The sequence below is a fragment of the Streptomyces sp. NBC_01334 genome (assembly GCF_035983595.1).
Lineage (GTDB): Bacteria > Actinomycetota > Actinomycetes > Streptomycetales > Streptomycetaceae > Streptomyces > Streptomyces coriariae.
Map to the genome: position 1 here is coordinate 1,744,287 of NZ_CP130718.1, position 21,967 is coordinate 1,766,253.

The window sequence follows — 21,967 nt, forward strand, 5'->3', positions numbered from 1 at the left end:
AGACCACTCTCAGCGACAGAGAGGTCGGCCGTGGGCACACACGACGAGGAGGACGTTGCCCGCCGGTGGTTCGACGTGGCGGACACCGCCCCCCTGCTGCTCGACACACGGGGGGTGGTGACGAGCTGGACCAGGGAAGCCGAGCGCTTGCTGGGGTATCCGGCCGCCGAGGCGGTGGGCGAGGACCTGGCCGGGCTGCTCGCCCCCGGGGACGCCGAACGGCTGCCGTACGTCATGGACCGGTGTCGTCGGGACGGCGGCTGGGCCGGGCTGCTGTCCGCCCGCCGCCGGGACGGGCGGCCGGTGTCCGTGATGGCGCGGATCACCTCGGCCGATGAGCCCGGCGGCAGCGCGCGCCGGCTGGTCCTGCTGAACGAGATGGCCGACGCCCCCGGCTGGGACATGAGCCGCGCGGTGCTGGAGCAGATGATCGGCGGCTCCCCGATCGGTATCGCGATGGTCGACGCCGACCTGCGTTTCGTGTGGTCGAACGCGGCCCTGACCCGGTTCGGCGGCGGTCCGCCCGAGAGCCGGCTGGGGCTGCGGCTGGCCGAGGTCCAGCCGGGGCTGAACTCCGAGGCGATCGAGACGCAGATGCGACGGGTGCTGGCGACCGGCGAGCCGGTGCTCGGCTACGAGCTTGTGGGGCGGGTACGGGCGGCGCCGCACCGCGAGACGGCGCACATGTTGTCGTTCACCCGCCTGGACGACGAGCACGGCGCCCCGATGGGCGTCTACTACACGGTCGTGGACATGACCGAGCGGCACCGCGCCCGGCAGCGGCTCGCCCTGCTCGACCGGGCCGGCCGGCGCATCGGCCGCAGCCTGGACATCGCCCGGACCGCTCAGGAACTGGCGGACGTGGCGGTGCCGGGGTTCGCCGACCTCGTCACCGTGGATCTGCTGGAGCCGGTGTTGCGGGGCGCGGAGCCCTCGCTCGGCCAGGCGTGGGACCACGACGCGGACGACTCCGTCACCCTGCGCAGGGCGGGACGGCGGGCGACCGGCGATCCCGGGGTCGCGACCGGCAGCCGCGAGGTCGTGCACCGGGCCGGCTCGCCCGCGGTGCGCTGTCTGGTCGGCGGACGGCCCTGGCGGGTCGAGCGGCTCGATCCGCTCGACCCGCTCGATCCGCTCACCGAGGAGTGGGTCGCGGGTCTGCCCACGGGTTCCGAGCCGCCCAGTGCCCTGATCGTGCCGGTCCGGGCGCGGGGCGTCACCCTCGGCGTGACCACCTTCCTGCGGCGCCACCGGCACGAGCCCTTCGGCGAGGACGATCTGGCGCTAGCCGAGGACCTCGTCTCCCGGGCGGCCGTCTGCGTGGACAACGCGCGCCGCTACACGCGCGAGCGTGCCGCGGCCCTGGTGCTCCAGCGCAATCTGCTCCCCCGCCGGCTGCCCGAGCAGGACGCGGTCGAGGTGGCCGCCTGCTACCGGCCGGCCGACGAGCTGACCGGTCTCGGCGGCGACTGGTACGACCTGATCCCGCTGTCGGGGGCGCGGGTGGCGCTGGTCGTCGGCGAGGTACCGGGGCACGGCATCGACGCCGCCGCGGCCATGGGGCGCGTACGGACCGCCGTGCGCACCCTGGCCGCCCTCGACCTGCCGCCCGCGGAGATCCTCGCGCACCTCGACGACCTGGTCACCCGCATGGACGACGAGGAGGGCGTGGCGGCCGAGACGGAGCCGCAGGAACCGCGGTCGGACGGTTCCCAGACGGTGGGCGCCGCGTGCGTGTACGTCGTGTACGACCCCGTCGACGGGCGGTGCGTGATGGCCGCGGCGGGGCACCCCGCCCCGGCCGTCGTCCTGCCCGACGGCAGCGTCACGTTCATCGAGCTGCCCCAGGGCCCGCCGCTCGGTGCGGGCGGGCCGCCGTTCGAGTCGGCCGAGGTGACCCTGCCGGAGGGCAGCACGTTGGCGCTGCACACGGACGGTCTGCTGGCCCGGGGCGAGCGGTGGGCGCTGGACACCGACCGGGAACGGCTGCGGCAGGCCCTGGAGCAGTCGGCGGACACGCTCGAGCTGCGCTGCGGGACGGTGATCGACGCCTTGGTCCCGGCCCGCCCGTACGACGACGTGGCCCTGCTGATGGCCCGGACCCGTCGGCTGCCGGCCGAGCGGGTCGCCGACTGGGAGCTGCCCGGCGACCCGGCGGCGGTGGCCGAGGCCCGCAAGACCGCGAGCCGCCGGCTGGCGGAGTGGGGTCTGGCCGAGCTGTCGTTCACCACCGAGCTGGTCGTGAGCGAGCTGGTCACCAACGCCATCCGGTACGCCACCGGACCGATCCGGCTGCGGCTGATCCGTGAGCGCACCCTGGTCTGCGAGGTCTTCGACGGCGGCACCACCGCACCGCATCTGCGCCATCCGCGCGCCACCGACGAGGGCGGCCGCGGGCTGCTGCTGGTCTCGCAGGTCACGCAGCGGTGGGGCACCCGCTTTCTCCCCGAGGGCAAGATCATCTGGGCCGAGCAGTCACTCACGGATCCAGACGCCTGACCGTCCCCGCGGAGCGGCCCACCCACCCCATTCATCACATCGCATGAGAAAATGACGCAATACCGGCGGATGGGACGCGGCCATGAACGACAGGGCGATCGACTACACGGCGGTGTTCCAGGCGTTGCCGGGCGCGGTGGCACTGCTGACGCCCGAGCTGGTGTACGCGGACGCCAACAGGGAGTTCCTGCGCGTGTCCGGCCGTCAGCGCGAGCAGTTGATCGGCCGGCACGTCTTCGAGGTCTTCCCCGACAACCCCAACGACGGGGCCGCGAGCGGCATACGCAATCTGGAGGCCTCGCTGCGGCGCGTACTGGCCACCGGCGAGCGGGAGGCCATGGCGCTCCAGCGTTACGACGTCGAGTCGAGCGAGCGGCCCGGCGAGTGGGACGAGCGCTACTGGAGTCCCGTCAACGCGCCCGTGTACGGGCCGGACGGCTCGGTGGTGCTGATCGTGCACCGGGTCGAGGAGGTCACCGAGCTGATCCGGGCCCGCGGCCGCGGGACGGGCGGGGACGGAGCGCGGGCGGGCAGCCGGGGCCGCGTCCTGGAGGCCGAGCTGTACACCCGCGCCCGCGAGCTCCAGGAACTCAACGAGCGGCTGCGGCTCGCCCACGCTCGTGAGCGCGAGGTCGCCCTCGCCCTTCAGGAGGCGATGCTGCCCGCCGGCCGGCAGGTCGGACACCACCGGGCCGCCGTGCGCTACCGGCCGGCGGTCGGCGCGCTCAACGTGTGCGGGGACTGGTACGACCTGGTGGACCTCGTCGGCGGCAACCGCATCGGCGTGTCGGTCGGCGACGTCGTCGGGCACGGTCTGGAGGCCGCCGGGGTGATGGGCCAGCTGCGCAGCGCGCTCAGCGCGGCCTCCCGCGTCGCGGCGGGCCCGGCCGAGGCGCTGAACGTCCTCGGGCGGTACGCGCATGTCGTGGACGGTGCCGAATCGGCCACCGCGGTCACCACGTTCATCGACTTCGACCACCACATCATCACCTACAGCAGCGCCGGGCATCCCCCGCCCGTGCTCGTCCACACCGACGGCCGGGTGGAGTTCCTCGACCGGGCCACCGACCCCCCGCTCGACGCCCGGCCCACGCCGGTCCCCCGGCCCCAGGCACGCACCGCCTACGACAGCGGCGCCACTCTCGCCCTGTACACCGACGGACTCGTGGAACGGCGGCGCGAGGACATCGACACGGGCCTCGCCCGCCTCGCCGACGCCCTCGCGCGCCACCGGAAGGCGGACCCGGAGTCCCTCGCGGACGCCGTCCTGCTGGAGTTGCTGCCGCCCGGCGGCGCGACCGACGACACGGCGCTGGTGATCGTGCGGCTGTGAGCGCTGCCGCCGGTCGATGACGGACAGCTGAACGCCGTGGAAGTCCAGCATCGTGAGGGTGCCGTGGCCGCGTCCGCTCCCCCCTGTACGGCCAGGCGGCCTCGACGAGACCGTCGGCGTCCAGGAGCCGTTCGAGGACCTCGAGGTAGGCGGCGCCCCGGACGCTCTCCAGGGAGTGCGCCGTGAGCCGCTCCACGAAGTCCCAGCAGCGTGCGAGCAGTTCCGGGTCCGGGGGCATCGCTCTCCAGCTGCGGTATCAGGACCGGCGTGGTGAGGCACTCGGCCGGCAGCCCGTACAGGTCCGCGGCGACGGCTTCGGTCCGAACGGCCGCTTCCGCCGGCATCTCGTACTTCTCGGCGATGAACTCCGCGGAGTCGGGGAGGGTGCGCAGCAGCAGGGCCGGAATGTCGTCGGCGGGGATCTCGCTCATGTCTCTTCCAGGCCGGTGTCAGAGTCACTCACCCCGAGGGGGTTGCGTCGAGATCAAGGCGACATCTCCGGCGTCTCGCCCTCGGTGGATGTGCCACCGACCAGGTTGCGGCAAGATCCATGGAGATTCGACGAAAAAGTGCCGTGCGCGACTCCCGACGGCCGCGCAATCGCTTCCCGCGGCTCCCTGCGGCTTGCTGCGCACCGTCCGGGAGCAGCACCCTGGTCAGGCGGCCATCCCGCCGATCCGCCGGAGTGAGGAGCGACCCCTTGTTCTACTACGTGCTCAAGTACGTCTTGCTGGGCCCCCTGCTGAGACTGGTCTTCCGACCCCGGATCGAAGGCCTCGAGCACGTACCGGAGTCGGGTCCGGCGATCGTCGCGGGGAACCATCTGTCGTTCTCGGACCACTTCCTGATGCCCGCGATCCTCAAGCGCCGCATCACCTTCCTCGCGAAGGCCGAGTACTTCACGGGTCCCGGCATCAAGGGCCGGCTGACCGCGGCCTTCTTCCGCAGCGCGGGCCAGATCCCGGTCGACCGCTCGGGCAAGGAGGCTGGCCAGGCCGCGATCCGCGAGGGCCTCGGCGTGCTCGGCAAGGACGAACTGCTCGGCATCTACCCGGAGGGCACCCGCTCGCACGACGGCCGCCTGTACAAGGGCAAGGTCGGGGTCGCGGTGATGGCGCTCAGGGCTCAGGTCCCCGTCATCCCCTGCGCGATGATCGGCACCTTCGAGGCGCAGCCGCCCGGCAAGGTGATCCCGACCCTGCACCCCGTGGTGATCCGCTTCGGCAAGCCCCTCGACTTCTCCCGCTATCTCGGCATGGAGAACGAGAAGGCGGTGCTGCGGGCGATCACCGACGAGATCATGTACGCGATCCTGACGCTGTCCGAGCAGGAGTACGTGGACCAGTACGCGGCCGTAGCCAAGGCGGAGGAGGCCGCGGCGAAGGCGGCCAAGGCCGAGAAGGAGCGAAAGTTCCCCCGCCTGCCGTCCCGTTGACGTCCCGTCACCAATTGATGGACCGTCACGAATCGATGGTTCGTCAGGGGCCGGTTTCCTGCCAGGAGTCGATGTTCCGTCAGGTCGACTGATGCTCCTTCCACCAGGACGACTGATGCTCCGTCAGGACGACTGAAAGGGCGGCCGGATCGCTCCGGCCGCCCTTCGCTGTCGTGCGGGGGTGCTACGGCTTGGGCGTGGCGTGCGGCGCGCAGGTCACGTCCGCGGTGTCCAGCTTGCCGGTGAGCAGGTAGGCGTCCACCCGGGAGTTGATGCAGGTGTTCACCAGGCCGGTCACTCCGTGGGAGCCGGCGTCCTTCTCGGTGATCAGGCGGGAGCCCTTGAAGCGCTTGTGCAGTTCGACGGCACCCTCGTACGGGGTGGCCGCGTCATCCGTGGACTGCACGATGAGCACCTGCGGCAGGCCCTTGTGGGTCTTGACGTCCACCGGGGTCTGCTGCTGGACCGGCCAGAAGGCGCACGGCAGGTTCATCCACGCGTTGGCCCAGGTCATGAACGGGTAGTCCTTGTTGAGCCGCGTGTTGTCGCTGTTCCACTTCCGCCAGCTGGTGGGCCACTTGGCGTCGGTGCACTCGACGGCGGTGTAGACGGCGTTGCCGTTCTCCGAGGAGATGTTGCCGGCCGTGTCGGTCAGGTCCGGGGCTGCCGCGTCGACGAGCGCCTGGGTGTCTCCCGCGAAGTACTTGCTGAAGACGGTGGCGACCGGGACCCACGAGGAGTCGTAGTACGGGGCGCTCTGGAAGAAGGAGATCAGTTCGGCCGGGCCGACGATCCCGCCGATGGGGTTCTTCTTCGCGGTGGCGCGCAGTTCGAGCCACTTGGCCTGGACGGCGGCGCGGGTGGTGCCGAGGTGGAAGGTGGCGTCGTTGGCGGCGACCCAGTCCTGCCAGTCCTTCCAGCGGCCCTCGAAGGCGACGTCCTGGTCGAGGTTGGCCTCGTACCAGATCTTCTCGCGGGAGGGGTTGACCACGCTGTCGACGATCATGCGACGCAGGTGGCCCGGGAACATGGTGCCGTAGACGGCGCCGATGTAGGTGCCGTAGGAGACACCCAGGAAGTTGAGCTTCTTCTCGCCCAGGGCGGCGCGGATGACGTCCAGGTCACGGACGGTGTTCGGGGTGGTCATCTGCGCCAGCACGGCCTTGCCGCTGCGCTCGGCGCACCCGTCCGCGTACTCACGGGCGAGCTTGATCTGGGCGAGCTTGTCGGCCTCGCTGTCCGGGACCGGGTCGGCCTTCGGCGCCTTGACGAACTCCTGCGGGTCGATGCAGGAGATGGGCGCGGAGTGGCCGACCCCGCGCGGGTCGAAGCCCACGAAGTCGTAGGCCTTCGCCACGTTGGTCCAGACGGGGGCCTTGGTGGTGACGCGGCGCGGGAAGCGCAGGCCCGAGCCGCCGGGGCCGCCGGGGTTGTAGACGAGCGCGCCCTGGCGCTCCGCGGCGGTACCCGTGTTGCCGATGCGGTCGACGGCCAGCTTGATCTGCTTGCCGTTCGGCTTGGCGTAGTCGAGCGGCACGGTGACCCAGCCGCACTGGATCGGCTTCTCCAGGCCCCAGTCGGCGGGGCAGTCCTGCCAGTCGATGCCTGCCTTGCCGGCGCGCTCCGCTGCGATGGCGGCACCGCGCGCCTCCCGGTCCTGCCCCTGACGGCCGCTGGTCGCGCTGGCCGTGGGCGCCGCGAAAGCGCCGGCGAGCATCGTCGCGGCGACGAGTACGCCGGCCGAGCCGAGCGCCGTGGTGCGCTTGTTCGGTCGTATGTCCTTCAAGTGGGAACTCCCCTACCTGGTGATGGCGGCAGAGGGATCCTCGCGGCTGTGAGGCACCTGAGAAAAGGTGTAGTTGACCTTCTTTGCCAATCCGATAACCGGAAAGTGATGTACCGCTCACCGGATGTCGACATCGGCGAGCGCCTCGTCCAACGCCCGCCGCAGCCTCAGCGCGTCGGGCGCGACGGCGGTGACGAGTGCCGCCGGCCCGGCCAGCGGCATGACACGGGCGTGCTCGCCGATGTTCCGGGCCTCCGTCGGGGTCTCGAGGAACTCCGGCCGTACGACGACGAGTTGGCCCACGGCACGATACTCCGCCAGGACGGCGGGCCCGTCCCAGCCGCCGGGCGCGCCGGGCCCGCAGGCCAGTTCCTGATCGAGGACGACCCGCCCCGCGATCCGCACGGTGAGCCGGCTGGTCAGCCTCCCCGGCTCCTCCCCCACCCGGCCGAGCACCTGCTCCTCGCGCAGCACGAGCCGGGCGTGGGCCCCGAGCTCGGCCCGCGTGGTGACGAACAGATCGCTCCCCTTCGCCGAGATCAACTGCTCGGGCGACCAGCGAAGTTCACCACCGTCGGCGACCGTGAGGCGTACGTCGTAGTGGGCCTCGTCCTTCGCCTGCCCGGGCAGGGCGATGGTGGCGGCGGCCGAACCGACGTGCAGCCGGGCGCCGCTCCCGACGTCGGCCTCGACGGCGAAGCGGTCACCGCCGAGAGGTCCGCTCATCGCGCCGACGAGCATGACGCGCGCCTCGCCTGCGGTACCCCGGGTGCGGCGCAGGGCGAGCGGTCCGTCGCTCTCGAGGACGGGCAGGGAGGTCCCCCCGCGTCCGTCGTCCCTCGCCCCGATCCGCGCGGTGGCGTGCACTCCGCTCATGTCACGCCGTCCAGGCGGCGAACTGCGTCCGCACCCACGAGGCGACGTCCCGGACACCGCCCTCGCTCCGCAACGACTGGAAGACGACAGGCAGTTCGGCCCGCTGGGCCTTGGCGTCGGCGGCCATCCGGGCGAGGTCGGAGCCGACGTACGGCGCGAGGTCGGTCTTGTTGACGACGAGCAGGTCCGCGGTGGTGACACCGGGCCCGCCCTTGCGGGGGATGTCGTCCCCGCCCGCGACATCGATGACGAAGATCTGCGCGTCCACGAGGCCCTTGGAGAAGGTCGCGGTGAGGTTGTCGCCACCCGACTCGACGAGGATCAGGTCCAGCGGACCGACCTCGTCCTCCAGGTCCTCCACGGCCTCGAGGTTGGCGGAGATGTCGTCCCGGATCGCGGTGTGCGGACAGGCGCCCGTCTCGACGGCCGTGATCCGCTCGGGCGGCAGCACGGCCTCTCGGAGCAGGAACTCGGCGTCCTCCCGGGTGTAGATGTCGTTGGTGACGACGGCGAGGGACAGTTCGTCGCGAAGGGTGCGGCAGAGCGCGGCGACGGTGGCGGTCTTGCCGGACCCGACGGGACCGCCGAGCCCGATACGGAGGGCGCGCCGCGAGCCGTCGGCCCGACGGGCGTCGGCGCCGACGGCCGCAGCGGCGGGACGGTCGTGGGTGTGGTCGAGATGCATGACACGGCTCCTCATATCAGCCCGTCCGGCGTTCGAGGGCGAGGCCCTTTCAGGGCCGAACGGGGGTCTGGGGGCGGAGCCCCCGGGGTCGGGAAGGGGCGGCGGGGGCGGCTGCATCCGGCAGCGGCTCCGCCGTGGGCGCTAGGAGGCGAACAGCCGTACCGGCCACGCGGCGTGAACCTCCGCCCCGATCTCCAGCAGCGGCGCCGAAGCCGCCGGCAGCGCGTCGACCCCGGCCTTCGGGACGGCCGACCCCGCCACCACCGCCCGGTCGACCACCCGGTCCAGCTCCGGCGCCAGCCGGGCCAGCACCGCCGTCGCCTCGAACGGGTCCAGGCTCAGCAGCCGCACCACGGCCGTCGCCGGTCCGCTCACGTTCTCGTAGACCGAGCAGTACGCGGCGTCCGCCGCCCCGAGCCCGGCCGCCCGCGCGGTCAACCCCAACACCACCGGCTGATGTGCCCCCTTGGGGAACTCCCGGGCCAGGGCGTCGAGTTCGATGCTCGGCCAGGCCGCCCGGGCGGCCCGCATCAGCTGCCGGCCCAGCTTCCTGGCGGTCAGCCGAAGCGCCGGGGACGGGGTGCGGGCGTCCGCCGCCGCGTCCAGCTCCGCCGGGTCGCCCCCGGACGCGGCGGCGGCCGCCAGCGCCGCGGCCACCAGCCCCGTGGTGTGCAACCTCCCCCGGAGGAAGGCCTCCAGGCTGGTCGCGCCGGTGATCCGTCCCGCCCTGACGGCCTCCTCCGCCCCGCCGGAGTGCGCGTGTCCTCCGGCGGGGAAGCGGCCGTCGGCCAGGACGAGCAGTGCTGCCCTTGTCACATCGATGTCCTCAGAACCGGATCAGAACAGGAAGTAGCGCTGCGCCATGGGCAGTTCGGCGGCGGGAGTCGCCTCGACCAGCTCCCCGTCGATGTGCACGGCGAAACTGTCGGGGTCGACCTGGACGCGCGGCCGGGCGTCGTTCTCCCGCATGTCCGCCTTGGTGACACCGCGCGTGGACTCGATGGCGACGAACTTCTTGCCCAGTTGCAGACGCTCCGGCAGTCCGTCCTCGATCGCCAGCGGCGCCACGAAGTTGAACGAGTTCGAGGCGGGCGCCCGGCCGATCGCGCCGTACATCGGACGCGGCAGGATCGGCTGGGGCGTCGGGATCGAGGCGTTGGCGTCGCCCATCTGCGCGTACGCGATCTGCCCGCCCTTGATCACGAGGTGCGGCTTGACGCCGAAGAACGCCGGCTCCCACAGCACCAGGTCGGCGAGCTTGCCGCCCTCGACCGAGCCGATCTCGCGGGCCAGGCCCTGTGCGAGCGCGGGGTTGATCGTGTACTTGGCGATGTAGCGGCGTACCCGGTGGTTGTCCGCCCGGCCGTCGCCGGGCAGGGAGCCCCTGCGCCGCTTCATGACGTGCGCCGTCTGCCAGGTGCGCAGGATGACCTCGCCGACCCGGCCCATGGCCTGCGCGTCGGAGGAGATGATCGAGATCGCCCCGAGGTCGTGCAGGACGTCCTCGGCGCCGATCGTCGACGGCCTGATCCGCGACTCGGCGAACGCCAGGTCCTCCGGGACCGCCGGGTTGAGGTGATGGCACACCATCAGCATGTCGAGGTGTTCCTCGGCGGTGTTCACCGTGTACGGCCGTGTCGGGTTCGTGGAGCTCGGCAGCACGTGCGGCTCGGAGACCACGGTCATGATGTCCGGCGCGTGCCCGCCGCCCGCACCCTCGGTGTGGTACGCGTGGATGCCGCGGCCGGCGATCGCGGCGAGCGTGTCGCCGACGAACCCGGCCTCGTTGAGGGTGTCCGTGTGGATCGCGACCTGGATGCCCGTCCGGTCGGCGACGGTCAGCGAGGCGTCGATGACGGCCGGCGTCGAGCCCCAGTCCTCGTGCAGCTTCAGACCGAGTGCCCCACCCCGGATCTGCGACAGCATCGCGTCCTGGGAGACGGTGTTGCCCTTGCCGAGGAAGCCGATGTTCAGCGGGTACTGCTCCATCGCCTCCAGCATCCGCGCGAGATGCCACGGGCCGGGCGTCACGGTGGTCGCCTTCGAGCCCTCGGCCGGTCCGGTGCCGCCGCCGACCAGCGTGGTGACACCGGCGGACAGCGCCTCGTCGGCGATCTGCGGACAGATGAAGTGGACGTGCGCGTCGACCGCGCCCGCGGTCAGGATCCGCCCGTTGCCGGCGATGATCTCGGTCTCCGGGCCGATGACCAGGTCCGGGTGGACGCCGTCCATCGTGTCGGGGTTGCCGGCCTTGCCGATACCGGTGATGCGCCCGTCGCGGATGCCGACGTCGGCCTTCACCACACCCCAGTGGTCGACGACGACCGCACCCGTGATGACGGTGTCGGGCGTCCCGTCCGCGCGCGTGGCGCGGGACTGCCCCATGGACTCACGGATGACCTTGCCGCCGCCGAAGACCGCCTCCTCACCGGCGAGTCCGGGGCCGCCGCAGCGGTCCTCCTCGATCTCGATCAGCAGGTCGGTGTCGGCGAGCCGGATGCGGTCGCCGGTCGTCGGGCCGAACAGGTCGGCGTACGCGGCACGCGTGATCTCAGGCATCGAGGGCACCTCCGGTCTCTCCGCGCAGACCGGGCACGACACGGGCGCCGGCGAGGGGGACGAGTTCGACGTCGACGGGGATCCCGGGCTCGAAGCGCACGGCGGTGCCGGCGGCGACGTTCAGCCGCCGGCCGCGCGCGGCGGCGCGGTCGAACTCCAGGCCGGGGTTGGCCTCGGCGAAGTGGTAGTGGGAGCCGACCTGGACGGGCCGGTCGGCGGCGTTGAGGACGGTGAGCCGGGTGACCTCGCGGCCCTCGTTGTAGATGACCGGGTCCGCGGCGAACAGGATTTCTCCGGGAATCATCGAGGCCCCCTCAGACGATCGGATCGTGGACGGTGACCAGCTTGGTGCCGTCCGGGAAGGTGGCCTCGACCTGGACGTCGTGGATCATCTCGGGGATGCCCTCCATGACGTCGTCGCGGGTGAGCAGCTTGCGGCCGGACGACATGAGCTCGGCCACCGTGCGGCCGTCACGCGCGCCTTCGAGGATGTGCGCCGTGATGAGGGCCACGGCCTCCGGGTGGTTGAGCCTGAGCCCGCGGGCCCGGCGCTTCTCGGCGACGTCGGCCGCCACGTGGATCAGCAGCCTCTCCTGCTCGTGCGGGGTCAGTTGCACGTCCCACCTCACATCCTCGCTCCGGACCGTGCGGGGCCCGGTTGCCGCGGCCGCCGGGGAAAGACCCTGGTGGCATGGATCGGCAGGCTAGTTGGACCGCATTTCGAGCAAGTTAACCGACCTGTGATCGATTCAGGCCCCCGACAACGGGGCCGACACGCTCATCAACGCGCGTAGGCCGTCCCGCAGCACCTCGACCGGAGCGGGTCCGAACAGCGACTGCTGGACGAGGAAGCCCTGCACGACGGCGATCATCGTCCGCGCCACATGGTCCGGCGACACATCGGACCGCATCATCCCGGCCTCCTGGTAGGCGACGACGATCCGTCCCCACGCCTCGCGCACCCCGCTGTAGCCCTCGCTCAGGACCGCCGCCAGCTCGGGGTTGCGCAGCGTCTCCGTCCACACCTGGATCACCAGGCGGGGGAATGCTGGCTGCCCGTCGACGGTCAGGGACTCCCGGGAGGCGTGGACCCGGCCGAGGACCGAGGAGACCAGGATGTCGGGTGGCGGCGGAATGTGCCGGCCCTCCTCCTCGAAGCTCTCGCGGACCTCGTCGAGCACCTCGCCGACGATCGCGGCGATGAGCTCCTCCTTGCCGCTGAAGTAGCGGTACACCGCCCCGGCGGACAGATCGACCTCCTTCAGCACGTCCTGCATCGACGTGGCGTGGAAGCCGTTGCGGGCGAAGCAGACCGACGCGCCGTCGAGGATCTGCCGGCGGCGGGCGTCGAGGTGCGCCTGGGATACACGGGCCATGACCCCCAACGTAGAACGAACATTCCTTCTTGACAAGGGGCCGGTTCGGCGGGACGGTGTGGACGAGCGACAAAACGAACGATCCTTCTTTTTGACCTCCGAGCCCTGCCGACCCGTACGCGGCCCGACCCGCACTCAGCCCGACCCGCACGTACCCGTCTCCGTCCGCAGGCCTACCCCGCCCGCACGACCACCTGCCCGCACCGCGCACCGTCCGTCCACGGCCCCACCCGTCCGACACGCCGTCCCGCACGCCTCCAGGGGGAGTCCCCATGTCCGCCACCCGGCGCCTGATCGCCGTCGTCCTGCTCGTCCCGACCCTCGCCGCCGTCGCCCTCTGGGCATTCGCCTGGCCCGCCGCCCGCACCGCGCCGCGCGACCTGCCGCTCGGCGTGGCCGGTCCGCCCGCCGCGACCGCGCAGCTGGAGAGGCAACTGACCCGACACGAGGGCGCCTTCGAGATCCACCACTACGCCGACGGAACGGCCGCCCGGGAGGCCGTCGAGGACCGGACCGTATACGGCGCGGTGGTCGTCACCGCCGAGGGATCCGAACTGCTGACCGCCTCGGCCGCGAGCCCGCTCGTCGCCCAGCTGCTCCAGCAGGCGGTCGCACAGCAGGCGGCGGCCTCGGGCACCCGGGTGGAGACGGTGGACGTGGTGGCGGCTCCGGCCGCCGACCCGCGCGGCTCGGCCCTCGGTGCGAGCGTGCTCCCGCTGGCCCTCGCCGGGATCGCGGCGGGCGCGCTGGTGTCCCTGCTGGGCCTGCGCGGGGTCCGTGCCGTGATCGGGCTGGTCGGCGCGGCCGCCCTGGTCGGGTCGGCCGCGGCGGCGCTGGCGCACAGCTGGCTCGGGGTGCTCACCGGCGACTGGTGGGCGGAGGCCGCGGTGCTGGGGCTCTCCACGCTGGCGGTGAGCGCGGCGGTGGCGGGCTGCGCCGCGCTGCTCGGCACGCCGGGCATCGGAGCCGTGTCCTTCGTGGTGATGTTCCTCGGGAACCCGTTCTCCGGGGCGGCCTCGGCACCGAGGATGCTGCCGGAGCCGGTCGGGGTGATCGGCCAGTGGCTGCCGCCGGGCGCCGGTACGACGCTGCTGCGCTCGGTGTCGTTCTTCGACGGAGCGGCGGCGACCGGCCCCGCGCTGACGCTGGTCTGGTGGGCGGCGATGGGCCTCGGGGCGGTGCTGCTGGGCGCCCGGCTGAAGCCGGGACCGACCCGGGCCGAGCCGGCCACCGAGGCGCGGCGGCCCGCACTCGTCGCCTGACCGTCCCGTCAGGCGACCCGCCCACAGGGCCGTGCACCCCCGGATCCGGGGGTGCACGGCCTTTCGTGTGCCTACGGCCGACGCTTCCCGCCGGCGCTCCCTACGACGGATTCGGGCCCCGGTACTCCGCCGTGACCCCGAACCGGTGCTGTTCGCGGGGAGCGGACGCGACCTCGCGCACGGTGGTGACCGAGCTGATCACCGGCTCCTCCGCGGCCTTGTCGAGTTCGTCGAGTCGCTCCAGGTCAGCGGCGGAGACGAGGGCGACGAGAGGCTTGCCGTGGCGTGTCACGACGACACGTTCACCGCCGTACACCACGCGGTTGATCAGGTCGGCGAGTTCAGCCCTGGCTTGCGTCACCGGAATCTCGTAGGCCATACCCCCATTCTAACGTCACGTACATCCTGTACATTTTTTACAGATCCCGTCGGGCGTAGAAGACGTCGGACGGAGAAGGAGGGGCTCCGATGAACCGACCGTCCGCCCGTCATGTCCTGCCCGAGTTCACCGAGCGCACGAGCTTCGGGCACCGGACCATGGATCCGTACTCGAAGCTGCTGGAGGAGCGGATCGTCTTCCTGGGGACGCGGATCGACGACGTCTCGGCGAACGACGTGATGGCCCAGTTCATGTACCTCGAGCACAAGGACCCGGACCGGGACATCGCGCTGTACATCAACTCCCCCGGCGGCTCCTTCAGCGCGATGACGGCCCTCTACGACACGATCCGGTACGTCACCTGCGACGTGGAGACCACCTGCCTGGGTCAGGCGGGCTCGTCCGCTGCGGTGCTGCTCGCGGCGGGCACGCCGGGCAAGCGGTACGCGCTGCCGGGGGCGCGGATGACGATCCACCAGCCGTCCCTGCCCGAGCCCGTCCAGGGGCAGGCGAGCGACCTGGCGATCCAGGCCGAGGAGCTGGCCCGCATCCGCGCGAGCCTGGAGGAGATGCTCGCACGGCACACCGGCCGGACGCCGGAGCAGGTGGCCGCGGACATCGAGCGGGACAGGTTCCTCACCGCCCAGGAGGCCGTGGAGTACGGCCTGGTGGACGGCATCATCCCCAGCCGCAAGGCCTCGGCCGGCGCGCCCGGCGGGAGGTGAGCCGCCGATGGTGCCAGAGCTGCCGCCGCTGCCCGCGCTGACCCGCGCGGAGGCCGAGCTGATCGACGGCTACCTTGACGTGGTCGACCTGCTCGGGCGGATCAACCCCGCCCACCACGGCGACACCTACCGCGGACTGCGCGCCGCCCAGGCGCTGGTGACCAAGGCGACCGCGCTGCGCGACGCGCTGACGCTCATGCACCAGCGGGGCGAGAACGAGCTGCACGCGCCGACGCTCGCGCGGGCGCTGCGCGTCCTCGACGGGGAGCGCCGTACTGCGCGCGTCACGCTGCCTCCGCTCTCCGACAGTTGACCCGACGGATCCACCTCCGGTCCGGACCGCTCACGCCCAGGACGTGACGACCGGACCGGAGTTGAAACGGCCCAGAAGAGGTACCCCCGTTCAGCGGAGCGTCTACTGCTCCCCCGACCCCTCCGCGGTTGCGCAAAAGGGCGCTCTTCGGGCGGAATAGCGGGCTCCACCGCTGGTGGGAGCCCCTGAGGCGCCTTGACACCTGATCGCCCATCAGGGTGTCCACCCGAACGGGTGAGTGGTGAGTAACCCCACAAATCCCCGGTTCCGTTGGGATTTTCGGACATCGGTGAGCCAAGATCCCTGACTGACGACAAGCCCCCGCCACAAGCGGCGGGGCGGTCCGGGCGGACGCCGAGTCCTGCCGCCGCCCGGATGACCGGTCGACAGGAGTGCATCGGCAGGAGTGGAGGACCCAAGCACGACGGGTCGCCGGAACGGTCACGCCATGACCGGGCCGAGCAGCCCTTGGGGTGAAGCCGCAGCAGCGGCCGGGCAACTTCGCCAGCCCGAATCCGACAGGTCATCCTTCACAGGCGGCTGACGAAGGGTTGCGCATGACTGCGCTCAATCGTGTCCCGTCGCTCATGGCCCGGGCCGGTACGGCCTCGGCTTTCGCCATCGCCGCCGTGGGCGGCTCGGTCGTGGTCCCGGGGCTCGCCCCCGACGCCGCGGCCGCCACACCGGCGACGAAGGCGCTCCAGATCGCGGCCTCCAAGAAGGGTGCCCCGTACAAGTACGGGGCCACCGGGCCGAAGAGGTTCGACTGCTCCGGGCTCACGCTGTACTCGTTCAAGAAGGCGGGCAAGAGCCTGCCCCGGACGGCGTCCCAGCAGTACAACAAGACGAAGCACATCAAGGCGTCGAGCCGCAAGGCAGGCGACCTCGTGTTCTTCCACTCGGGCTCGAACGTCTACCACGTCGGGATCTACGCGGGTAAGGGCAAGATCTGGCACTCGCCGAAGACCGGCGACGTGGTGAAGCTCCAGAAGATCTGGACCAAGAGCGTCTGGTACGGCCGGGTCCGCTAGGGCCTGCCAGGGTCACGGGCTGGTTTCCCGGGGCGGTGGGGGCGTCCTGACGCGCCTTCATCGCCCCGGGAGCTCACCCTCCGCCGGGGCCGCCAGGGCACCGGCCACCGGCTCCGCCGCCGGGACGGCCCACGGGAGCTCGACGGTGACCGTCTTGCCGCCCTCCCGGGTGGGCCGCACTCTCAGCCTGCCGCCGCACTCCGCGGTCAGCCATCGAATGATCACCATCCCTCGGCCGTTGTCCTGCTGGACGGCGGCCGGCAGTCGTTTGGGGAAGCGCGGGTGGCTGTCGGTGACCCCGACGCGCAGGTGTTCGTCACGGTCGAGGACCAGGTCCACCGTGAAAGTGGGTGACTGGCCGAAGGTGTGCTGTACGGCGTTGGTGGCGAGTTCCGAGACGATCAGCCGGATGGCGTCGGCCATCTCCGCGTCCGCCGGCAGACCCCATTCCCCGAGGGCGCCGGCCACGAATACGCGAGCCGCGTAGACCGAGGCGGGATCGCTCGGCAGAGTGACGGATGCTTCCAGGTGATCTGCCATGGCGACGTCGACCCTTTCCCACGGGACCGGGAGCCCGACACGGCGCGGATGGTTCGAGTACGGTCCCGGACTGGTGCTTCTTCGCCAGACTGCCATTACCGCGCCGGTCACGGGTGGGATCCACCAGGATATGCATATATCTGTCGCCCGATGCGGTGAACTCTGCGACGGCAGAGCGTATTTGGTCGGCCCGGTAGGAGTAAGGAGGAGCCCATGCAGCACGGCCCCGCGGTGCGCCGCCGGAAGCTGGGCGTCGAACTGCGCAATCTGCGCGCCCAGGCGGGCCTCACCAGTGGTGAGGCGGCCCGGCTCGTGGGCTGGCACCAGTCCAAGGTGAGCCGCATCGAGACCGGTATCAGTGGATCGAAACCGGCCGATGTGCGGTTACTTCTCGACGCCTATGGTGTCGCGGATCCGCAACTGCGGGAGCTGATGCTGGCGTTGGCGGGCGACGACGGCAGTGGCGGCCGGGACCACTGGTGGCACGCGTACCGCGGGGTGCTGCCGCCCACCTACCGGGACTTCATCAGTCTGGAGTCGCAGGCGAGCGCGATGCGCACCCTGGAGACGACGGTGGTACCGGGGCTGCTGCAGACGCCCGAGTACGCGCGCGCGGTGACCAGGGCATCCGTGGAGGGCGGCGACGAGGACCAGCTCGACACCCTGGTGGAGGTCCGGCTGGCCCGCCAGGACGTGCTGCGCGCGCAGCCACCGCTGGAACTGAACGCGGTATTGGACGAGGCGGTGCTGCGACGGGAGGTGGGCGGGCCCGAGGTGATGGCACGACAGCTCGGTCGGCTCGTGGAAGCCGCCCGATTGCCCCAAGTTCGGCTTCAGGTGCTGCCGTTCGCCGCCGGAGCGCATATCGGGGTAACTGGCCCTTTCGTTATCTTCTCATTTTCGCGCACTTCTGATCTGGACGTGGTTGTTCTCGACCACTTGACGAGTAGCCTCTATCTCGAACGGAAAGAAGACCTCCAGGCCTACACCGAGGCCTTCAACGCCCTTCGGGCGCACGCCCTTTCGCCCGGGGACTCATCGGATTACATCGCCGCGATAGCCGACGGCGCGTAAGGAGGCACCATGTCCGCACCACCGCGGAACGTACCTTCCAGTACCGATCCCGACCGTCTCCCTGAGGTGCGGTGGCTGCGCAGCAGCTACAGCACGGGAGCGAACAACTGTGTGGAGACGGCCCGGCCGGCCTCCGGCCCCTGGGCCGGTCTGCTCGCCGTACGCGACTCCAAGGACCCGGCCGGACCCGCCCTGCTCTTCTCCCCCGAGAGCTGGTCGGGCTTCACGGCCGGGTTCTCGGGGGTCTCACGGGTCCGCTGACCGCACCGCAGCAGTCAGAGGCGGTCCACGGCCGTGTCACGCCGACTCATGGTCGTGTTTCGCCGATCACCCGTACAGCGCGTTCCAGCTCGGCCCCGGAGAGGTCCGCACGCGCGGTCAGCCTGAGGCGTGAGATGCCGTCGGGCACGGAGGGAGGACGGAAGCAGCCCACGGCCAGGCCTGCCGACCGGCAGTCCGCCGCCCAGCGCACGGCCCCCTCCGGGGACGGCGCACGCACGGAGACGACCGCGGCGTCCGGACGCACCGCTGCCAGGCCCGCGGCCGTCAGGCGTGCGTGCAGCTCGCCCGCCACCGCACGCGCGCGTGCCGCGCGCTGCGGCTCCCGGCGCAGCAGCCTGAGGGCGGCCAGCGCCGCCCCCGCCGCCGCCGGGGCCAGGCCCGTGTCGAAGATGAAGGTCCGGGCCGCGTTCACGAGATGCTCGATCACCCGCGCGGGACCCAGCACGGCGCCGCCCTGGCTGCCCAGCGACTTGGACAGCGTGACCGTGACGACGACGTCGTCGGCGCCCGCCAGACCGGACGCGTACGGAGCACCCTGCCCGCCGTCCCCCAGCACACCGAGCCCGTGGGCGTCGTCGACGACCAGTCCGGCGCCGTACTCCCGGCAGGCGGCCGCCAGGGCGGCCAGCGGGGCGGCGTCGCCGTCGACCGAGAAGACCGTGTCGGAGACGGCCACGGCCGGGCCGTCGTGTGTGCCGAGCGCCTTGCGCACCGCGTCCGGGTCGGCGTGCCCGACGACGTGGGTGGTACCGCGGGCCAGCCGGCAGCCGTCGATCAGCGAGGCGTGGTTGCCCGCGTCGGAGACGATCAGCGACCCGTGCGGGGCCAGCGCGGTGACCGCCGCGAGGTTGGCCGCGTATCCGGAGGAGAAGACGAGGGCCGCCTCGAAGCCGCAGTGCTCGGCAAGCTCCCGCTCCAGTTCGCCGTGCAGCTCGGTGGTGCCCGTGACGAGCCGGGAGCCGGTGGCGCCGCCGCCCCAGGTCCTGGCGGCCGCCGCGGCCCCCTCCGTGACCTCGGGGTGGCGGGCGAGGCCCAGGTAGTCGTTGCTCGCCAGGTCGAGGAGCGGCGAGTCTGCCGGGCGGGGCCGCAGTGTCCGCACGAGTCCGGCCCGGCGCCGCAGCTCCGCCTGCTCGTCGATCCAGCCGAACGCCATGGGTCCTCCGGGCTTTTGTAGGTAGCGGACAGACACTAGCGGCCCGACCGCCCACCCACGGTGTGGCAATACCCACACGTCGAACCCGGTGTGTTGTGCGATCCCTACCTTGGCCCGGAGCGGGTGCGTAGGACAGGATCGGCTCTCATGGACCTGCTGAACACGCTGGTGGACAAGGGGCTTCGGCGCGAGCTGCCGACCCGCGAGGAAGCGTTGGCCGTGCTGGCCACTTCCGACGACGACGTGCTGGACGTGGTGGCCGCGGCCGGCCGGGTGCGCCGGCAGTGGTTCGGGCGACGGGTGAAACTCAACTACCTCGTCAACCTCAAGTCGGGGCTGTGCCCCGAGGACTGCTCCTACTGCTCGCAGCGGCTCGGCTCCACGGCCGGGATCCTGAAGTACACCTGGCTCAAGCCGGAAGAGGCCTCGCAGGCGGCTGCGGCCGGTCTGGCGGGCGGGGCCAAGCGGGTCTGCCTGGTGGCGTCCGGGCGTGGTCCGACGGACCGTGACGTCGACCGGGTCGCCGGCACCATCAAGGCGATCAAGGACCAGAACGAGGGCGTCGAGGTCTGCGCCTGTCTCGGCCTGCTCTCCGACGGCCAGGCCGAACGGCTGCGCGAGGCGGGCGCCGACGCCTACAACCACAACCTGAACACGTCCGAGGGCACGTACGGGGAGATCACGACCACGCACACGTACGCCGACCGGGTGGACACGGTGCAGAAGGCGCACGCGGCGGGTCTGTCGGCGTGCTCGGGCCTGATCGCCGGCATGGGCGAGTCCGACGAGGACCTGGTGGACGTCGTCTTCTCGCTGCGCGAGCTGGACCCGGACTCCGTTCCGGTGAACTTCCTCATCCCGGTCGAGGGCACCCCGCTCGCCAAGGAGTGGAACCTGACCCCGCAGCGCTGTCTGCGCATCCTGGCGATGGTGCGGTTCGTCTGCCCGGACGTCGAGGTGCGCATCGCGGGCGGCCGCGAGGTCCATCTGCGCACGATGCAGCCGCTCGCCCTGCACCTGGCCAACTCGATCTTCCTGGGCGACTACCTCACGACCGAGGGCCAGGCCGGCAAGGCCGACCTGGAGATGATCGCGGACGCCGGGTTCGAGGTGGAGGGCGCGGAACAGGTCACCCTGCCCGAGCACCGGGCGACGGCGGCCGGGGGCTGCGGGTCCCACGAGGGCGCCGGCTGCGGCTCGCACGAGAGCTCCGGGTGCGGCTCGCACGAGGACGCCGGCTGCGGCTCCCACGCGGGCGGCGGTGTGTGCGGCTCCGCCCCGGCGTCGGCCCCGGCCGCGGCGGTCGGCGAGGCCCGTACGGACCTGGTCTCCGTACGCCGGCGTGGCGCCGGTACCGATCTCGCGCCCAATGCCTGAGCTGCCCCGGCTCGGGGTGCCCGAGCTGCTGGAGCTCGACCGGCGGCACGTGTGGCATCCGTACGGTCCGATGCCCGGCCGGGCCGAACCGCTCGTCGTGGAGTCGGCGAGCGGGGTGCGGCTGCGGCCGGCGGACGGCTCGGGTGACCTGGTCGACGGCATGGCGTCCTGGTGGTCGGCGATCCACGGCTACAACCACCCGGTGCTCAACGAGGCCGTGCGCGACCAGCTGGGCCGGATGAGTCATGTGATGTTCGGCGGGCTCACCCACGAGCCCGCCGTACGACTGGCGAAGCTCCTTGTCGACATGTCGCCCGACGGTCTGGAGCATGTGTTCCTCGCCGACTCCGGCTCGGTGTCGGTCGAGGTCTCGGTGAAGATGTGCCTCCAGTACTGGCGCTCGCTGGGCCGCCCGGCCAAGCGGCGCCTGCTGACCTGGCGCGGCGGTTACCACGGCGACACCTGGCAGCCGATGTCCGTGTGCGATCCCGAGGGCGGGATGCACGACCTGTGGACCGGGGTGCTGCCCCGGCAGGTCTTCGTGGACCCGCCTCCGGTGGAGTTCGAGGAGGCGTACGCCGACCTGTTGCGCGAGACGATCGAGCGGCACGCCGACGAACTGGCCGCGGTCATCGTGGAGCCGGTGGTGCAGGGCGCGGGCGGGATGCGGTTCCACTCCCCCGGCTATCTGCGGGTGCTGCGCGAGGCGTGCGACGCGCACGACGTGCTGCTGGTGTTCGACGAGATCGCGACCGGGTTCGGGCGCACGGGCGCGCTGTTCGCGGCGGAGCACGCCGCGGTGACACCCGATGTGATGTGCGTCGGCAAGGCGTTGACCGGCGGCTATCTGACGATGGCGGCGACGCTGTGCACGTCCCGGGTGGCCGACGGGATCTCGCGGGGCGAGGTTCCGGTGCTGGCCCATGGGCCGACGTTCATGGGCAACCCGCTCGCCGCGGCCGTCGCCTGTGCCTCGATCGAGCTGCTGCTCGGGCAGGACTGGCTCGCCGAGGTCAAGCGGATCGAGGCGGGGCTGCGGGACGGCCTCGCCGCGGCGGCGGAGATCCCGGGCGTGCGGGACGTCCGGGTCCTCGGCGCGATCGGCGTCGTCCAGCTCGACCACCCGGTGGACATGGCGGCCGCCACCCGGGCCGCGGTGCGCGAGGGTGTCTGGCTGCGGCCGTTCCGCGACCTGATCTACACGATGCCGCCGTACGTCACCGGTGACGCGGACGTGGCACGGATCGCGCGCGCGGTGTGTGCCGCGGCGCGGGAGGGATGA

The 21,967-nt window shown here is 71.9% G+C and carries 22 protein-coding genes and 1 riboswitch; of the genes, 11 read left to right on the forward strand and 11 right to left on the reverse strand.

What is annotated here, in order from left to right:
- Positions 1 to 30: 30 nt before the first annotated feature.
- The 3 genes from OG736_RS07870 (at position 31) to OG736_RS07880 (ending at position 5,267) form a co-directional block, all read left to right on the forward strand.
- A complete protein-coding gene (locus OG736_RS07870) occupies positions 31 to 2,499 on the forward strand; it encodes a SpoIIE family protein phosphatase (protein ID WP_327181806.1) in 2,469 nt (822 codons plus the stop codon).
- An 82-nt stretch (positions 2,500 to 2,581) separates the two neighbouring features.
- Positions 2,582 to 3,832, forward strand: a complete 1,251-nt coding sequence (locus OG736_RS07875) for a PP2C family protein-serine/threonine phosphatase (RefSeq protein ID WP_327181807.1) — start codon at positions 2,582 to 2,584, stop codon at positions 3,830 to 3,832.
- 700 nt (positions 3,833 to 4,532) lie between these two features.
- Entirely contained in the window at positions 4,533 to 5,267 is a 735-nt protein-coding gene (locus OG736_RS07880; RefSeq protein ID WP_054240449.1) for a lysophospholipid acyltransferase family protein, read from the forward strand.
- 184 nt (positions 5,268 to 5,451) lie between these two features.
- Here OG736_RS07880 and OG736_RS07885 read toward each other — a convergent pair whose 3' ends face one another.
- From OG736_RS07885 to OG736_RS07920, 8 genes are all read right to left on the reverse strand, one after another.
- A complete protein-coding gene (locus OG736_RS07885) occupies positions 5,452 to 6,984 on the reverse strand; it encodes an alpha/beta hydrolase (RefSeq protein WP_442817161.1) in 1,533 nt (510 codons plus the stop codon).
- A 186-nt stretch (positions 6,985 to 7,170) separates the two neighbouring features.
- Positions 7,171 to 7,929, reverse strand: coding sequence for an urease accessory protein UreD (locus OG736_RS07890; RefSeq protein WP_327181809.1), 759 nt, complete (start codon positions 7,927 to 7,929; stop codon positions 7,171 to 7,173).
- 1 nt (position 7,930) lies between these two features.
- Positions 7,931 to 8,614: an urease accessory protein UreG gene (gene ureG, locus OG736_RS07895; protein ID WP_327181810.1), complete on the reverse strand. Its 684-nt coding sequence runs from the start codon at positions 8,612 to 8,614 to the stop codon at positions 7,931 to 7,933.
- A 141-nt stretch (positions 8,615 to 8,755) separates the two neighbouring features.
- Positions 8,756 to 9,430, reverse strand: coding sequence for an urease accessory protein UreF (locus OG736_RS07900; RefSeq protein WP_327181811.1), 675 nt, complete (start codon positions 9,428 to 9,430; stop codon positions 8,756 to 8,758).
- A gap of 21 nt (positions 9,431 to 9,451) precedes the next feature.
- Positions 9,452 to 11,173 carry an urease subunit alpha gene (locus OG736_RS07905; RefSeq protein ID WP_327181812.1) on the reverse strand — a complete coding sequence of 574 codons (1,722 nt, stop codon included), beginning with the start codon at positions 11,171 to 11,173 and terminating at the stop codon, positions 9,452 to 9,454.
- Positions 11,166 to 11,477: an urease subunit beta gene (locus OG736_RS07910; protein ID WP_327181813.1), complete on the reverse strand. Its 312-nt coding sequence runs from the start codon at positions 11,475 to 11,477 to the stop codon at positions 11,166 to 11,168. Before OG736_RS07910 ends, OG736_RS07905 begins: the two co-directional genes overlap by 8 nt.
- Positions 11,478 to 11,487: 10 nt before the next feature.
- Positions 11,488 to 11,790, reverse strand: a complete 303-nt coding sequence (locus OG736_RS07915) for an urease subunit gamma (RefSeq protein WP_028807144.1) — start codon at positions 11,788 to 11,790, stop codon at positions 11,488 to 11,490.
- 132 nt (positions 11,791 to 11,922) lie between these two features.
- Complete coding sequence (locus tag OG736_RS07920) at positions 11,923 to 12,549, reverse strand: TetR/AcrR family transcriptional regulator (protein WP_327181814.1); 627 nt, start codon at positions 12,547 to 12,549, stop codon at positions 11,923 to 11,925.
- A 272-nt stretch (positions 12,550 to 12,821) separates the two neighbouring features.
- On the opposite strand from OG736_RS07920, the gene OG736_RS07925 reads away from it, so the two are divergent.
- The gene (locus OG736_RS07925; RefSeq protein WP_327181815.1) at positions 12,822 to 13,811 is read left to right on the forward strand and encodes an ABC transporter permease; all 990 of its coding nucleotides are present in this window, start codon (positions 12,822 to 12,824) and stop codon (positions 13,809 to 13,811) included.
- Positions 13,812 to 13,911: 100 nt separating this feature from the next.
- Here the strand turns inward: OG736_RS07925 and OG736_RS07930 are convergent, their stop codons facing one another.
- Positions 13,912 to 14,190, reverse strand: coding sequence for a type II toxin-antitoxin system Phd/YefM family antitoxin (locus OG736_RS07930; RefSeq protein ID WP_020131637.1), 279 nt, complete (start codon positions 14,188 to 14,190; stop codon positions 13,912 to 13,914).
- An 89-nt stretch (positions 14,191 to 14,279) separates the two neighbouring features.
- Here OG736_RS07930 and OG736_RS07935 point away from each other — a divergent pair, with 89 nt between their 5' ends.
- From OG736_RS07935 to OG736_RS07945, 3 genes are all read left to right on the forward strand, one after another.
- Positions 14,280 to 14,915: an ATP-dependent Clp protease proteolytic subunit gene (locus tag OG736_RS07935; protein WP_327181816.1), complete on the forward strand. Its 636-nt coding sequence runs from the start codon at positions 14,280 to 14,282 to the stop codon at positions 14,913 to 14,915.
- Between the two features lie 7 nt (positions 14,916 to 14,922).
- Positions 14,923 to 15,228, forward strand: coding sequence for a hypothetical protein (locus OG736_RS07940; RefSeq protein ID WP_327181817.1), 306 nt, complete (start codon positions 14,923 to 14,925; stop codon positions 15,226 to 15,228).
- A gap of 383 nt (positions 15,229 to 15,611) precedes the next feature.
- Positions 15,612 to 15,782, forward strand: a riboswitch (cyclic di-AMP (ydaO/yuaA leader).
- A 3-nt stretch (positions 15,783 to 15,785) separates the two neighbouring features.
- Complete coding sequence (locus OG736_RS07945; RefSeq protein WP_057601952.1) at positions 15,786 to 16,259, forward strand: C40 family peptidase; 474 nt, start codon at positions 15,786 to 15,788, stop codon at positions 16,257 to 16,259.
- Positions 16,260 to 16,316: 57 nt separating this feature from the next.
- Here OG736_RS07945 and OG736_RS07950 read toward each other — a convergent pair whose 3' ends face one another.
- Positions 16,317 to 16,799 carry an ATP-binding protein gene (locus tag OG736_RS07950; protein WP_327181818.1) on the reverse strand — a complete coding sequence of 161 codons (483 nt, stop codon included), beginning with the start codon at positions 16,797 to 16,799 and terminating at the stop codon, positions 16,317 to 16,319.
- 213 nt (positions 16,800 to 17,012) lie between these two features.
- Here OG736_RS07950 and OG736_RS07955 point away from each other — a divergent pair, with 213 nt between their 5' ends.
- Positions 17,013 to 17,873 (forward strand): helix-turn-helix domain-containing protein, encoded by an 861-nt coding sequence (locus OG736_RS07955; RefSeq protein ID WP_327181819.1) that lies wholly within the window; start codon positions 17,013 to 17,015, stop codon positions 17,871 to 17,873.
- 9 nt (positions 17,874 to 17,882) lie between these two features.
- Positions 17,883 to 18,134, forward strand: coding sequence for a DUF397 domain-containing protein (locus tag OG736_RS07960; RefSeq protein ID WP_327181820.1), 252 nt, complete (start codon positions 17,883 to 17,885; stop codon positions 18,132 to 18,134).
- A gap of 46 nt (positions 18,135 to 18,180) precedes the next feature.
- Here OG736_RS07960 and OG736_RS07965 read toward each other — a convergent pair whose 3' ends face one another.
- A complete protein-coding gene (locus OG736_RS07965; protein WP_327181821.1) occupies positions 18,181 to 19,308 on the reverse strand; it encodes an 8-amino-7-oxononanoate synthase in 1,128 nt (375 codons plus the stop codon).
- A 147-nt stretch (positions 19,309 to 19,455) separates the two neighbouring features.
- Here OG736_RS07965 and bioB point away from each other — a divergent pair, with 147 nt between their 5' ends.
- Positions 19,456 to 20,685 carry a biotin synthase BioB gene (gene bioB / locus OG736_RS07970; RefSeq protein ID WP_327181822.1) on the forward strand — a complete coding sequence of 410 codons (1,230 nt, stop codon included), beginning with the start codon at positions 19,456 to 19,458 and terminating at the stop codon, positions 20,683 to 20,685.
- Positions 20,678 to 21,967 (forward strand): adenosylmethionine--8-amino-7-oxononanoate transaminase, encoded by a 1,290-nt coding sequence (locus OG736_RS07975; protein WP_327181823.1) that lies wholly within the window; start codon positions 20,678 to 20,680, stop codon positions 21,965 to 21,967. Before bioB ends, OG736_RS07975 begins: the two co-directional genes overlap by 8 nt.